This window comes from Curtobacterium flaccumfaciens pv. betae, from assembly GCF_026241855.1.
GTDB classification, from domain to species: Bacteria; Actinomycetota; Actinomycetes; order Actinomycetales; family Microbacteriaceae; genus Curtobacterium; species Curtobacterium flaccumfaciens.
This window is the reverse complement of sequence record NZ_JAPJDC010000001.1, coordinates 3491201-3505022: the sequence shown is the minus strand read 5'-3', so window position 1 is coordinate 3505022 and position 13822 is coordinate 3491201. Positions and strand designations below refer to the sequence as shown.

Sequence of the window (13822 nt, the reverse complement as noted above, 5' to 3'; positions counted from 1 at the left end):
CGTTACTGGGGGCAATTCGGAGGGCCCGGACCCCCCGTTCTCGGGATTCCACCCCGAATCGCCGCTGAATACTCTTGTCAGCGGCGGCGGAGCACTCCCCGGCACATTCTCCCATCGCATTCCCCCAAGAACGGAACCACCATGTACTTCGCTCTCATGGGCAAGCTCGACGCTCGCCGCAAGGGTCTCCTCGAGGACAAGGAGAAGGGCTTCACGCTCATCGAGCTCCTCGTCGTCGTCATCATCATCGGCATCCTCGCCGCCATCGCCATCCCGGTGTACCTGAACGTGCAGAACAACGCGAAGGACGCCTCGGTCAAGTCGGACCTCGCGAACGCGAAGACCGCGGTCATCGCCTACCAGACGGACAACAACGGCAAGCTGCCCGCCGCCACTGACTTCACGCAAGCGACGCTCGGACAGTACGGCTACACCAGCAGCCAGGACAACGCACTGACCTACAAGGCGACCTCCACGACGGCTTTCTGCATCCAGGGCACCGGCGCCACGAAGACCGACTTCAAGATCACCGACGCGCTGGCTGCCGCCAAGGGCACCTGCTGATCCTGATCTGCTCCTGAGGGCGGCCCGTCGGACGACGGGCCGCCCTTCTGCTCCGATGCTGCACGAGGAGGTGACCATGTTCCAGCGACTGCACGACCGGCTGTACCGGCACGACGCCGAAGCCGGCTTCTCCATCATCGAGGTCATGGTCGCCATGATGGTGTTCGCGGTCATGTCGATCGGGATCGCCTACGGCATCGCGAACAGCCTCCAGCTCACGCAGACCAATCGCGGTCGCGAGACCGCGGTCGCCCTCGCCTCGCAGGACATCGACACCCTCCGCCAGACCGCGGCCGCCTCCACCGGCGGCATCTTCCGGGTCCTCAGCAAGTCCGGTCCGGACAACACGAAGACCATCGGGGGCGTCGAGTACGCGATCGACCGGAAGGTCAGCTGGGTGCAGAGCGACGGCGCGACCGGCGCGTGCGGGACCTCGAACGGCAAGCTCGCCTACAAGAGCGTCGTCGAGACCGTGACCTGGCCGAACCCGCGCGGCGGTTCCAGCACCACGTCCGTCTCGTCAGCGATCGCGCCGAGCGACGCGGTCACCGACCCCGGGTACGGCACCGTGATCATCTCGGTCACCACCGCTTCGGGCGCGCCCTACGAGGGTGTCGGGATCACGATCACCCCCGTCAGCGGCGGTGGCGGTGCAGCGCTGACGGCGCCGGTCCTCCCGACCGACGCACAGGGCTGCTCGTACGCGGTGAACGTGTCGCAGGGCGACTACGCGGTCTCTGCGAGCGTCACCGGCGGCATCGACACGAACCAGCAGCAGCCGTCCGTGCAATCGCCGATCTCGGTGACCGCCGGCGCGAGCTCGCCCGTCCCGTTCGTGTACGACCAGTCGAGTCAGCTGACCCTGCAGTACGCAGCCGGCTCCAAGGCGATGATCCCGACCAACATGCCCACGACGCTGTCGAGCACGGCCGGCGGGCTGGACGTCGTCAAGCCGTGGGACCTGGCCAGCACCTCGCTCAACATCACCTCGAGTTCACAGCCGTCGTTGCCGGTGTTCCCGTTCGCCTCGGGCTACACCGTCTACGCCGGCCCGTACTCCAACAGCACCGGGAGTGCGACGAGCTGCCTCAGTCCGAACCCCTCGTCCTGGTCGACACCGAACGCGGCCAACGCGATCGGTGTGAGCCCGCCGTCGGTCGCCACTGCTCCCGGCAAGCCATCGTCGGCCTCCGTGATGATGGGCGTCGCGACCGTCACCGGTGTGAAGGACCGCTACATCACTGCCGTCTCGTCGGCGAACCCGGCCGCCGGCGACCCCGGCTGCGCCGCCGGCATGACGATGAGGTTCCCGGCCTCCGCCGGCGACACCGCGACCATCGCCCTGCCCTTCGGCACGTGGACGCTCTACTCCGGGACGACGTTCGGGTCGACGACGAAGAACGAGATCGCGTCGAAGGCCTCGAACGTGAAACCGGTGACCAACGGCATGGTGAACCAGAAGACGGCGCTGGTGCTCATCAACTACGACAACACCCTGACCCTCGACCCTCGCGGGCAGACGTCGTGATGCGGGCCCTCCGACGCCTCCACCGCGAGCAGGCGGGGATCTCGCTGTCCGAGCTGCTCGTCGCCGTCAGCGTGTCGATGATCATCCTCGTCGCCGTGGGCGGGTTCTTCACGGCCACCTTGCGCGCCGGGGTGACGAACACGTCCTCCGACCAGAACGCTCGGACGGCGTCGATCGCGATGAACTCGATCACGCGCTACGTGCACGCCGCGAGTCTGTTGCCGAAGTCTGACGGCACCTACGCCGCTGCGGTCACCCGGGCGGCCCCGACGCAGGTGGTGTTCTTCGCGTACATCAACCTCGACGGCAACAGCACCGACAAGCCCGTGCAGATCCGCTACTCGCTGAACGACGCGAAGCGCCTCGTCGTGGACCAGTGGGACGGCACCGCGACGAACGGCTTCTACTCCTTCCCGGCGACGACCCAGACCCCGGCGCGGAGCCTGGTGGTGGGTGGTCCGATCGCCTCGCCGACGAGCGACGGCGTCGCGCTGTTCTCGTACCTCGGAGCGGACGGCAAGACTCTCGCGACCCAGCCGGACGGAACACTGGCGACCGCGCAGTTGGGCAACGTGCGAGCCGTCCGCGTGAACCTGGAACTCGGCTCCACCACAGCCGGTGCGAGCGGCAACACCCACGTGCAGAACACCCTGTACCTCTTCAACGTCGTCTACGGCACCAGCATCGGAGCGGGTTCATCATGATCCGTCGCATCAGCGCGGTCCTCGCGCGGGCCCAGCGCGACGAGCGCGGCATGGTCCTCGGCAACGTGCTCATCTTCGGCACCGTCATGATGCTGCTCGTCGCGACGATGATCGCCGTCTCCACCTCGGGCGCGGTCAAGGCCGCGTCGGACCGCAACTTCCAGAACGCGATGGCGGCCGCGTACGCGGGGCTCGCCGACTACCAGTCGAAGCTCTCGAACGACAACGGCTACGCGCTCTACGGCAACGCGAACGCCCAGTTCAGCAAGTCGAGTGGGTCGACCTTCGTCAACGCCGACAAGAACATCGCCTTCACCAACTCCGGTTCGGACTGGGCCCCGGTCGTCGGCTCGAGCGACCAGTGGTTCCGCTACGAGGTCGACAACTCCGACTACTCCGGCAAGGGCGTCCTGCGGGTCCGTGTCACCGGGAAGGCCGGGGGAAGCGTCCGGTCGCTCGTGGCCAACCTCAAGGGCGACGGCTTCATCAACTACCTCTACTTCACCAACTACGAGTCCTCGAACCCCGCGCTCACCGGGACCGGTTGCACGACCGCCTACCAGTGGCAATCGGTCGCGGGGAAGTGCACGGCGGTGCAGTTCGCCGGCACCGACACCCTGAACGGGCCGATCCGGACCAACGACGTCTTCACCTCGGCGTGCTCGACGGTGTTCAACGGGTCGGTCGAACAGCACGACACGACGGTGCGCCCGTCGAGCGGCACCTGCGCGGGGACGTTCAACGGCGGTGCTGCAACCGCGGTTCCGTACCTCGGTCTGCCCGCGCTGAACACGAACATGTCGCAGGAGACGCGGACCGACCTCCCCACGACGGTTCCGCGGCCCGGCTGCATGTACACCGGACCGACCCGCGTGAAGTTCCTCGGGAACGGCAAGATGACCGTGTGGTCGCCGTGGTCCCGGGCCACGCAGATCAAGGTCAACAGCTCGAGTGGGGCGGTCCTCGCCGCGGACGACGCAGCGAAGGCCGCAGCGCTCTGCGGGGCGGTCTCGGATCTGCAGAGTTCCGCCGGTGCCACCATCCCGACCCTCCCCTCGAACCTGATGTACGTGCAGGACATCCCGTCCGCGTCGAACAACGTGAACGCCTGGGGTGCGGCCTTCCCGTCGAAGTACACGAACACGTACTGCACCACCACGGTCACCGTGCGGTCGAACGGTTCGGCGACGAACACGAGCAACCAGCCGTTCAACAACGGACAGGGGTTCCCGGCCGCAGGTGAGTGGATCAACGGGGGATCGTCGGGTTCCTCGTACCAGACGGGTTCGGCGTCCGACACGTACAGCTGCACGGCGGGCGACGTCTTCGTCAGCGGGGCGTTCAGCGGGGCGATGACGATCGCGGCATCCGGGACCGTGTGGGTCACCGACGACATCACCTACCTCAGCGCCACGAAGGACGTGCTCGGGCTCGTCGGCCAGAACGCCGTCGAGATCTCCAACCCAGCCCGTTGCACCTCGTACCCGACGACCTACCAGTGGGGTGTCGGGTACGTGACGGACACCTCGCGCTGCAACAGTTCGGGTGTGGGCCTGCTGAGCCGGTCTCCGGGCGAATCGATCACCGTGTCGGCGGCGATCGCGAGCAACGCGGGGACGTTCTGGAACCAGAACTACGACATCGGCTCGAAGCTCGGCACCCTCAAGGTCATCGGTTCGATCGCACAGAACTGGCGCGGGGCGGTCGCGACGACCGGCAACACCGGGTTCTCGAAGAACTACGTCTACGACCAGCGGCTCCTGACGACGGCGCCCCCGAAGTTCCTGCAGCCGGTGTCGACCTCGTACGGGGTCACGACGCAGGTCGAGGTCCAGGCCGCGTACACCGCCGGCGGCTCATGCGCGACCACGACCGGTGGTGCGTGCCGATGACCGGTCTCCAGGTGCTCGGCCCCGTGCTCCCCGGACTCTCCGCCGTGTTCGGACTGCTCATCGGCTCGTTCCTCAACGTCGTGGTGCACCGCGTGCCGGCGGGCCAGTCCGTGGTCTCACCACCGAGCGCATGTCCGGCGTGCGGGCACACGATCCGACGCCGCGACAACGTCCCGGTGCTCTCCTGGCTCGTCCTGCGCGGACGGTGCCGTGACTGCACCGCGCCGATATCCGCGCGGTACCCCGCCGTCGAGCTCACCACCGCGGTCCTGTTCGGGCTCACCGCCCTCGTGGTCGTGGGCCGCTCTCCTGCGGGGACGACCCAGGACACCGTGGCGCAGGTCGTGGTCCTCGTCGCGTTGTTGTACCTGATGGCGATCAGCGTCGCACTCACCCTGATCGACATCGCCACCCACACGCTCCCGAACGCGATCGTCTACCCGTCCGGCATCGTCCTCGCGGTGCTCCTCGTCGTCGCGAGTGCTGCCGACGGCGACTGGTCCGCTCTCGGTCGTGCGGCGATCGGTGCCCTCGGTTCCGGTGTGCTGTACCTCGGTCTCGCGCTGGCGGTCCCCGGCGGCATGGGTCTCGGCGACGTCAAACTGGCCGCGGTCCTCGGCCTCGTCCTCGCGTACCTCGGATGGGGACCCCTCGCAGTGGGTGCTTTCGGTGCCTTCCTGGTGGGCGGTACCGTCGCGATCGCGCTCCTCCTCGCCGGCCGTGCACGTTGGCGCGGTGGGCTGCCGTTCGGGCCGTCGATGCTGGTGGGGGCATGGCTCGGGATCGTCTTCGGGGACCTCCTCTGGACCGGGTACCTCCAGGTCCTCGGGGTCGCTTGAGCGACCACCACTCCACCTCCAACGAAAGCAGCATCATGGGCAAGAGCATCGTGGGCCTCGACATCGCGGGGTCGTCGATCCGCGCGGTCGAGGTCGTCGACGCCGACAAGGCACAACCGACGGTGGTGCGCTTCGCGGAGGTCCCCACTCCGCAGGACGCGGTGAGCCGAGGCGAGGTCCTCGAACCGAACACCGTCGCGGCCACCCTCCGCGAGCTGTGGTCGACGGGGCGGTTCCGCTCGAAGAACGTCGTCCTGGGGATGGGGAACCAACGTGTGCTCTCCCGCGACCTCACGGTGCCCCTCGCCCCGATGGCACAGATCCGCGAGAGCCTCCCGTTCCAGGTGCAGGAGATGCTCCCGGTGCCGGTCGGCGACGCGATCCTCGACTTCTACCCGGTGTCCGAGGGGGAGAGCGAGAACGGCCCCGTCGTCCACGGCCTCCTGATCGCAGCCATCAAGGACGCCGTGCTGGCGAACGTCAAGGCGGTGCAGCTCGCCGGACTCAACCCGATCGGGGTCGACATGATCCCGTTCGCCCTCACCCGTGTCCTGCTCGGGCGCCAGGGTGTCCCGGGGACCGCGGCGGTGGTGCAGCTCGGCGCGGACACCACGAGCGTGGTCATCGCGACCGACGGGATCCCGCAGTTCGTCCGGATCATCCCGATGGGGGGCAACGACATCTCCCGCGCGCTGGTCGGGACCCTCGACATCACCTTCGACGAGGCCGAGGCCGTGAAGCGCCACCTCGGGCTCGGTGGATCGGCCCGGACCCCGGACGACGCCCGTGCCGTCGCGGTGATCACGGCCTCGGTCCACGAACTCACGTCGAGCTTGCGGAACACGATCAACTACTTCGTCAACACCCGGCCGTCGGAACCCGTGACCCGGGTGGTGCTGACCGGTGGCGGGACCCGGCTGCAGGGCATGCGGGAAGCGCTGGCGGAGCAGACGCGCCTGCCCGTCACGATGGGCGCCGCGTTCGACGGAGTCGGACTCGCACGATCGATCCCGCCCGGCGACGTCGCCGACCACGTCGATGCGATCACGGTCGCCTTCGGGTTGGCAGTAGGGAGCAGAGCGGCATGACCGTCACAGAAGCGCGAACCGTCGACGCGGTCGGCGCTGCACGACCGGAGCGTCCTCGAAGGAGTGCTCGCGGCGCGCAGGTCTCGATCGCTGGTCGTGAACCCCGCGTCGACCTCCTGCCCTCCGAGGTCCACGTGGACCGTCGCGAGCGGGGCGTCGCACGTCGTGCGTGGCTCGGTGTCCTCATCACGGCGGCCGTCGCGGCACTCGGCGTCGGTGCAGCGGCGGTCCACCAGCTGGACACCGCATCGTCGCTGAGCGCGGCGCAGGCCGAGACGGCGTCGTTGCTGCAGCAGCAGCAACGCTTCTCGGACGTCCGGCAGGTCGAACAGGACAGTCAGCTCCTGGAGGCGGCACGAACCGTCGGGGGGTCGACGGAGATCGACTGGAACGGCACGCTGTCGCAGCTCGAGAACGTGCTGCCGGCCGGCGTCGTCATCACCTCGATGACCATCGACTCCGCCGACGTCACCACGACGTTCGCACAGTCGGCGGTCCCGCTCGAGAAGGCCCGTGTCGCATCGATGCAGCTGACCGTGTCGAGTCCGACCATCCCCTCGGTACCCGACTGGACCGCTCGTCTGTCGCAGCTCGGGGGCTACGCGGACTCGACCATCACGTCGGTCGCGTTGCAGGAGGACTCCGGCGGGTACACCGCGACGGTCCAGGTCCACCTCGGGGAACGGGCGTTCGACGGCAAGTACACCCAGGAGCAGTCGAAGTGAACCGCAACCGCCTCTCGCTCGTCGTCGCGCTCGTCGCGATCGGAGCCGTGCTCGCCGGGGCGTGGTTCCTCGGGGTGCAGCCGCAGCTCGCCCAGGCTGCGGACAACTCCTCGCAGCAGACGGACATCGACGCCACGAACGCCCGGAACCAGGCCGAGCTCGCTCGGCTCCAGAAGGCGAGCGACGCACTCGCCGAGACGAAGACGAAGCTGGACGCGCTCCGCGCCTCGGTACCGTCGACGCCGTCGACGGATGCCCTCCTCCGGGAGCTGAACGGCGCTGCGACCGCCGCTGGCGTCACGGTGACCTCGATCACCGTCGGAGACGCGAAGGCCTACGAGCCGGTAGCCGACCAGGCCTCCGAGGAGCCGGCGGCTTCGGCGAGTGCCACGCCGAGCGCCGAGCCGACCCCGACGGCGCCGACTGCCCGGACAGACGCTGCGATCAACGGATCGAACTTCGTCGTCATCCCGGTGACCGTGGCGGTGCAGGGCTCGTACGACCAGGCGCTCGCCTTCACGAAGGCGGTGCAGTCCGGGCAGCGGCTGTTCCTGGTCACCGGCATCGCCTCGACGAGTTCCGACTCGGGAGCGAGCCCGATGGACGCGCAGGCGTGGTCGCTCTCCGGATCGGTCTACGTCCTCGCCGAGTCGGACACCGCCGCGAAGGGCTGACCCCGCCCCCACGGACCGCGGTCGACCACGCCACGCCGACCCCACTTCCGCGACACCCGTCGTTGTGATTACGATGCACCAGACGCCGTGATCGCGGCTGTTCATCCCCGCTCGAACGGTCGGCTCGAACCGGCCGTTCCTCGTCGTGCCCGGAGTCGCGCGTGTTGGTCGGAATCGTGGAATTCCTCGGTTGGTTCGGTGCCGTAACCGTTCTAGCCGGTTACATCTTGTTCTCGACTGGCAAGATCCCGAACGGCCCGCTCTACCAGCTGTTCAACCTGGTCGGTGGCCTCGCGGTGGCGATCAACGTCGCCGCGCACCACGCCGTGCCCTCGACGATCGTCAACGGGATCTGGGCGATCGTCGCCGTCGTCGTCCTGGTGAAGATGGGCCGAGCGCGTCGCGCGGCGAAGCGCGACGGATCCGTGTCCACCGAGCCGCCGGTCCTGCACGCCGAACCGGCCGCGACCACCGGGGTCCTGCCGGTCATCGGCCCGGCGCTGCGTGACCACGAGCCGGAGGACACCGCCGAGGCGGACGCGGCCACGGGCCTCCAGTCCGACGACGCGACGGACACGACGGACGCGACGGACGCGACGGACGAGAAGACGCCGGATGCTGCGCCCGCCCCCATGACGGAGACCGTCCCGATCATCACGGCGACGATCGCGCTCGCCCTGGTCGCCGCCGCGCAGGAGCAGTCCGCCCGGGCGGACCGTCGCGAGCACGCGGACGACACGGGCCACGCCGAACCCGCTCGCTGACCAGCCGGTCGGCGATACGATCGGCGCATGTCCCGGTGGTTGATCGCGACGATGACGTCCGTCCTCTTCATCGCGCTCGTGATCGCCGTCACGGGCTTCGAAGCCCTGCTCGCCGACGTCGAGGTCATCTCCCAGCCCGACGCCACCCCGTACCTCGGGCCCGCGATGGTGGTCGGCGCCGCGGTGGTGGTCTTCCTCGCGACTGCGGCGGGTGCGCGTGACGGCAACCCCGGCGTGACGGCCCTGGTGGCCGCTGCGACGGTCTACCTGGTCATGCTCGGCATCGGGGCCGTGGGCTACGCGCTCGTCCGCTCGGACGCGACGGAGCTCCTCGTCTTCCCCGCGGGGTACGCCCTCGGGCCGTTCGTGGTCGGGTCCGTCGTGGTGGCGGTCCTGTCGGTGCTCGGCGGGATCACGATGGCCCGACACCAGGCGCGGACCGCTGGCGGCTCGGGCGCTGCCGCGACGCGTCCGGACGGGCCTGACGGGCGCTCCGGGCACGACCGGACGAACGCGGGCGAGGAACCCGCCGGACGGTAGTGTTCGCAGGGCACGACGCACACGCAACGGGGGAACGATGAGCGACCAGCACGCGCAGGATCCGGACCAGCAGGGCGGCTGGGGCGCCGTCCCGCCGGTGGACTCGATCCGTGGCACCGACGGAACGCCCGCCGCAGGAGCCCCCGGGTTCCCCGGGGTGTCCGGGCCGGTGCCGCAGCGTCCTCGCCGGAAGCTCCGCCGCGGTCAGCTCATCGGCATCGTCTCGGGCGGCACGGCGGTCGTCCTGCTGCTCGTCGCCGGGGTCGTCGGGTACTCGATCGGTTCCTCCTCGCACTCTGCTGACCGTCCGGTGCGGGCGTTCCTCGACGATCTCACGGCCGGACGCGTGGCCGACGCCCTCGACGACGCGGGCATCGAGCGCGAGAAGACCGACGTGCTCCTCGGTGAAGCCGCCTACGCGAAGGCATCGGACAAGGTCACCGGCTACCGCGTCGCCGCGACGCGGACAGAGGGCGACACCGCGACGGTCCGCGCCTACCTGCGCCAGGGCGGGCAGGACGTCGCCGCGACCTTCACGCTGGACAAGACCGGGACGGACTGGGGGGTGTTCCCGGTCTGGGAGCTGCAGGCCCCGGAGCTCGGATCGGTCGACGTCGCCGTGCGGGGTCCGTCCGGTGCTGGGGTCACCGTCGCCGGCCGGGACGCGAAGACCGCGAAGGACGGCACGGTGAGCCTCCGCGCGCTGCCCGGGACCTACGACGTCGCCTTCGACGGTGACAAGTGGACCACGGCCAGCGGGGGATCGGCGAGCGTCAGCGGGTTCGGCCGGTCGACCTCGAGCCCGGTGCAGATGACCACGACCCTGACCACCGCCGGGCAGCAGGCCGCCAAGCGAGCGGTGGACGCCTGGGTGGACGGCTGCATCGCCTCCACCGACGCCGCCCCCGCCGGGTGCAGCTTCTACGCGTACGGGCAGAACCCCGCGTACACGTACTCGAACCAGAAGTGGACACTCGAGACGCGGCCCACCGTCCGGGTCGGCAGCTGGACGACGAACGGCTGGTTGATCACGACGACGACGTTCGGACGGGCGAAGTACACGGCCGACATCTCGGGTGCCGCCGGCACCGGAACGGCGTCCGCGGGGCCGCTCAACGTGAACGCGAGCGGGTACGTCACCGGCTTCTCGAGCGACGGTGCCACGTTCCGCTCGGCGGTGGGCAACGGGTCCTCCGACACCGGCTCATGACGGTGTCGGTTCCCGGGGTGACCCGGATTGATTTCGTCCCGTTACGCGGGTAGTCTCTACCGGGTGTGCGCCCTCGGGCGCGCCCGAAAAGTCCGGCGAGCGGGATCGCCCAGCCGGACCACTCCGTCCCCCACTCGAACACCCGCCGTCCGGCGGTGCTCAGCGTGGGACGAGGAAGCCGGCGGAACGCGCCGGCCAGAGAGCACGAGCGAAGAACCAGGAGAACAGTTGCCTACTATTCAGCAGCTGGTTCGCAAGGGTCGTACGCCGAAGGTCACCAAGACCAAGGCGCCCGCCCTGAAGGCGAACCCCCAGCAGCGTGGTGTGTGCACCCGCGTCTACACCACCACCCCCAAGAAGCCGAACTCGGCACTGCGCAAGGTCGCTCGTGTCAAGCTCTCGAACGGCACCGAGGTCACGGCCTACATCCCCGGTGAGGGCCACAACCTCCAGGAGCACTCGATGGTGCTCGTCCGTGGCGGTCGTGTGAAGGACCTCCCGGGTGTGCGGTACAAGATCATCCGTGGCGCCCTGGACACCCAGGCAGTCAAGAACCGTAAGCAGGCTCGTAGCCGCTACGGCGCGAAGAAGGGTTGAGTTAGATGCCTCGTAAGGGTCCCGCCCCCAAGCGTCCCGTCGTCGCCGACCCGGTCTACGGTGCGCCGATCGTCAGCCAGCTCGTCAACAAGATCCTGCTCGACGGCAAGAAGGGCCTCGCCGAGCGCATCGTCTACGGTGCACTCGAGGGCGTTTCCGCCAAGAACCAGCAGGACGCCGTCGTGACGCTGAAGAAGGCGCTCGACAACGTCCGTCCGACCCTCGAGGTCCGCAGCCGCCGCGTCGGTGGCTCGACCTACCAGGTCCCGGTCGAGGTCAAGCCGCACCGCGCGAACACCCTCGCGCTCCGTTGGCTCACCTCGTACGCCAAGGCCCGTCGCGAGAAGACGATGACCGAGCGTCTCATGAACGAGATCCTCGACGCGTCGAACGGTCTCGGTGCCGCGGTCAAGCGCCGCGAGGACACGCACAAGATGGCCGAGTCGAACAAGGCCTTCGCCCACTACCGCTGGTAGTCCCGGCACCGTCCGGGCGCCGGTGGTCAAGAACCCCGGCGCCCGGACGGCCGCCAACCTCTCCTACAACTCTTCCGGAGGAACCCTGTGGCACAGGACGTGCTCACCGACCTGAACAAGGTCCGCAACATCGGCATCATGGCGCACATCGATGCCGGCAAGACCACGACGACCGAGCGCATCCTGTTCTACACGGGCATCACGCACAAGATCGGTGAGGTCCACGACGGCGCTGCCACGATGGACTGGATGGCGCAGGAGCAGGAGCGCGGCATCACGATCACGTCGGCCGCGACGACCTGCTTCTGGGACAACAACCAGATCAACATCATCGACACCCCCGGTCACGTGGACTTCACGGTCGAGGTGGAGCGCTCGCTCCGCGTCCTCGACGGTGCGGTCGCCGTCTTCGACGGCAAGGAGGGCGTCGAGCCCCAGTCCGAGACCGTCTGGCGTCAGGCCGACAAGTACGACGTCCCGCGCATCTGCTTCGTCAACAAGATGGACAAGCTGGGCGCCGACTTCTACTACACCGTCGACACCATCGTGAACCGCCTCGGCGCGGAGCCCCTCGTGCTCCAGCTGCCGATCGGTTCCGAGAGCTCGTTCGAAGGCGTCGTCGACCTCGTCCAGATGCGTGCACTCACCTGGCGCGGCGACGCCAAGGGTGACGTCGCGATGGGCGCGAAGTACGAGATCGAAGAGATCCCGGCCGACCTGCAGGACCGTGCCGCCGAGTACCGCGAGAAGCTCATCGAGCGCGTGGCCGAGGCGGACGACGTCCTCATGGAGCGCTACCTCGAGGGCGACACCGACTTCTCGGTCGCCGAGATCAAGGCAGCCATCCGTGCCCTCACGGTGAGCAGCACGCTCTACCCGGTCCTCTGCGGTTCCGCGTTCAAGAACCGTGGTGTCCAGCCGATGCTCGACGCCGTCATCGACTACCTCCCGTCCCCGCTCGACGTGCCGCCGATGATCGGCCACGACGTCAAGGACGAGGAGAAGGAGATCATCCGCAAGCCCGACGCGTCCGAGCCGTTCTCGGCCCTCGCGTTCAAGGTCGCGGTGCACCCGTTCTTCGGTCGTCTGACCTACGTGCGCGTCTACTCCGGCTCGATCGAGTCGGGTGCCCAGGTCATCAACTCGACCAAGGGCAAGAAGGAGCGCATCGGCAAGATCTTCCAGATGCACTCCAACAAGGAGAACCCGGTCGCCAACGTGACCGCTGGCCACATCTACGCGGTCATCGGCCTCAAGGACACCACCACCGGTGACACCCTGTGCGACCCGACCAACCAGGTCGTCCTCGAGTCGATGACGTTCCCGGAGCCGGTCATCGAGGTCGCCATCGAGCCGAACACGAAGGCTGACCAGGAGAAGCTCTCCACGGCCATCCAGAAGCTCGCCGAAGAGGACCCGACGTTCCGCGTCGAGCTCAACGCCGAGACCGGTCAGACGACGATCAAGGGCATGGGCGAGCTCCACCTCGACATCCTCGTCGACCGCATGAAGCGTGAGTTCCACGTCGAGGCGAGCGTCGGCAAGCCCCAGGTGGCCTACCGCGAGACGCTCACCAAGATCGTCGAGCGCTACGACTACACCCACAAGAAGCAGACCGGTGGTTCCGGCCAGTTCGCGAAGGTGCAGATCGCGCTCGAGCCGATGGAGGTCACGAGCGAGAAGGTCTACGAGTTCGTCAACGCGACCTCCGGTGGCCGTGTCCCGCGCGAGTACATCCCGTCGGTCGACGCCGGTATCCAGGACGCCATGCAGGTCGGCATCCTCGCGGGCTACCCGACGGTCGGCGTGAAGGCCATCCTCAAGGACGGCGCGGCGCACGACGTCGACTCGTCCGAGATGGCGTTCAAGATCGCCGGCTCGATCGCCTACAAGGAAGCGGCTCGCAAGGCCGGTCCGGCGATCCTCGAGCCGATCATGGCCGTCGAGGTCCGTACTCCTGAGGAGTACATGGGCGACGTCATCGGTGACCTGAACTCCCGTCGTGGCCAGATCGCCTCGATGGAGGACGCCTCGGGCGTCAAGGTGGTCCGCGCGAGCGTGCCGCTGTCCGAGATGTTCGGCTACGTCGGCGACCTGCGGTCGAAGACCTCTGGTCGTGCGGTCTACTCGATGACCTTCGAGACCTACAGCCAGGTCCCGGCCAAGGTCGCCGAGGAGATCATCGCGAAGAACGCGGGGGAGTAGCGCTCAGCGCTTCTCC

14 protein-coding genes are annotated in these 13822 nt (G+C 68.4%); all 14 read left to right on the top strand.

Annotated features, from left to right (window positions below; translation table 11 throughout):
- Window positions 1-141: 141 nt before the first annotated feature.
- The 14 genes from ORG17_RS18420 (at window position 142) to fusA (ending at window position 13806) form a co-directional block, all read left to right on the top strand.
- Window positions 142-564: a type II secretion system protein gene (locus ORG17_RS18420; protein WP_051596998.1), complete on the top strand. Its 423-nt coding sequence runs from the start codon at window positions 142-144 to the stop codon at window positions 562-564.
- Between the two features lie 76 nt (window positions 565-640).
- Entirely contained in the window at window positions 641-2092 is a 1452-nt protein-coding gene (locus ORG17_RS16505; protein WP_214526116.1) for a prepilin-type N-terminal cleavage/methylation domain-containing protein, read from the top strand.
- On the top strand, window positions 2092-2796 hold the full coding sequence (locus ORG17_RS16500; protein ID WP_027466743.1) for a PilW family protein: 705 nt from the start codon (window positions 2092-2094) through the stop codon (window positions 2794-2796). The genes ORG17_RS16505 and ORG17_RS16500 overlap by 1 nt, the downstream gene beginning before the upstream one ends.
- Window positions 2793-4688 (top strand): hypothetical protein, encoded by a 1896-nt coding sequence (locus ORG17_RS16495; protein ID WP_214526117.1) that lies wholly within the window; start codon window positions 2793-2795, stop codon window positions 4686-4688. Before ORG17_RS16500 ends, ORG17_RS16495 begins: the two co-directional genes overlap by 4 nt.
- Entirely contained in the window at window positions 4685-5527 is an 843-nt protein-coding gene (locus tag ORG17_RS16490; protein WP_214526118.1) for a prepilin peptidase, read from the top strand. Before ORG17_RS16495 ends, ORG17_RS16490 begins: the two co-directional genes overlap by 4 nt.
- A gap of 35 nt (window positions 5528-5562) precedes the next feature.
- Window positions 5563-6615: a type IV pilus assembly protein PilM gene (gene pilM, locus ORG17_RS16485; protein ID WP_214526119.1), complete on the top strand. Its 1053-nt coding sequence runs from the start codon at window positions 5563-5565 to the stop codon at window positions 6613-6615.
- Entirely contained in the window at window positions 6612-7340 is a 729-nt protein-coding gene (locus tag ORG17_RS16480; RefSeq protein ID WP_214526120.1) for a hypothetical protein, read from the top strand. Before pilM ends, ORG17_RS16480 begins: the two co-directional genes overlap by 4 nt.
- On the top strand, window positions 7337-8014 hold the full coding sequence (locus ORG17_RS16475; RefSeq protein WP_027466738.1) for a type IV pilus inner membrane component PilO: 678 nt from the start codon (window positions 7337-7339) through the stop codon (window positions 8012-8014). Before ORG17_RS16480 ends, ORG17_RS16475 begins: the two co-directional genes overlap by 4 nt.
- 161 nt (window positions 8015-8175) lie before the next feature.
- The gene (locus ORG17_RS16470) at window positions 8176-8778 is read left to right on the top strand and encodes a CBU_0592 family membrane protein (protein WP_411913894.1); all 603 of its coding nucleotides are present in this window, start codon (window positions 8176-8178) and stop codon (window positions 8776-8778) included.
- 27 nt (window positions 8779-8805) lie between these two features.
- The gene (locus ORG17_RS16465) at window positions 8806-9318 is read left to right on the top strand and encodes a DUF6121 family protein (protein WP_214526122.1); all 513 of its coding nucleotides are present in this window, start codon (window positions 8806-8808) and stop codon (window positions 9316-9318) included.
- 37 nt (window positions 9319-9355) lie between these two features.
- The gene (locus ORG17_RS16460; protein ID WP_214526123.1) at window positions 9356-10528 is read left to right on the top strand and encodes a hypothetical protein; all 1173 of its coding nucleotides are present in this window, start codon (window positions 9356-9358) and stop codon (window positions 10526-10528) included.
- Window positions 10529-10756: 228 nt separating this feature from the next.
- Window positions 10757-11125: a 30S ribosomal protein S12 gene (gene rpsL, locus ORG17_RS16455; RefSeq protein WP_017885540.1), complete on the top strand. Its 369-nt coding sequence runs from the start codon at window positions 10757-10759 to the stop codon at window positions 11123-11125.
- Between the two features lie 5 nt (window positions 11126-11130).
- A complete protein-coding gene (rpsG, locus tag ORG17_RS16450) occupies window positions 11131-11601 on the top strand; it encodes a 30S ribosomal protein S7 (RefSeq protein ID WP_017885539.1) in 471 nt (156 codons plus the stop codon).
- Between the two features lie 87 nt (window positions 11602-11688).
- Entirely contained in the window at window positions 11689-13806 is a 2118-nt protein-coding gene (gene fusA, locus ORG17_RS16445; protein WP_027466735.1) for an elongation factor G, read from the top strand.
- Window positions 13807-13822 lie beyond the last annotated feature (16 nt).

What these genes read in the sequence shown, in the direction of transcription:
- ORG17_RS16500 (WP_027466743.1), top strand. Translation starts at nt 2,092, where the DNA reads ATGCGGGCCCTCCGACGCCTCCACCGCGAGCAGGCGGGGATCTCGCTG.
- ORG17_RS16460 (WP_214526123.1), top strand. Translation starts at nt 9,356, where the DNA reads ATGAGCGACCAGCACGCGCAGGATCCGGACCAGCAGGGCGGCTGGGGC.
- ORG17_RS16495 (WP_214526117.1), top strand. Translation starts at nt 2,793, where the DNA reads ATGATCCGTCGCATCAGCGCGGTCCTCGCGCGGGCCCAGCGCGACGAG.
- pilM (WP_214526119.1), top strand. Translation starts at nt 5,563, where the DNA reads ATGGGCAAGAGCATCGTGGGCCTCGACATCGCGGGGTCGTCGATCCGC.
- ORG17_RS18420 (WP_051596998.1), top strand. Translation starts at nt 142, where the DNA reads ATGTACTTCGCTCTCATGGGCAAGCTCGACGCTCGCCGCAAGGGTCTC.
- ORG17_RS16465 (WP_214526122.1), top strand. Translation starts at nt 8,806, where the DNA reads ATGTCCCGGTGGTTGATCGCGACGATGACGTCCGTCCTCTTCATCGCG.
- ORG17_RS16490 (WP_214526118.1), top strand. Translation starts at nt 4,685, where the DNA reads ATGACCGGTCTCCAGGTGCTCGGCCCCGTGCTCCCCGGACTCTCCGCC.
- rpsG (WP_017885539.1), top strand. Translation starts at nt 11,131, where the DNA reads ATGCCTCGTAAGGGTCCCGCCCCCAAGCGTCCCGTCGTCGCCGACCCG.
- ORG17_RS16480 (WP_214526120.1), top strand. Translation starts at nt 6,612, where the DNA reads ATGACCGTCACAGAAGCGCGAACCGTCGACGCGGTCGGCGCTGCACGA.
- ORG17_RS16505 (WP_214526116.1), top strand. Translation starts at nt 641, where the DNA reads ATGTTCCAGCGACTGCACGACCGGCTGTACCGGCACGACGCCGAAGCC.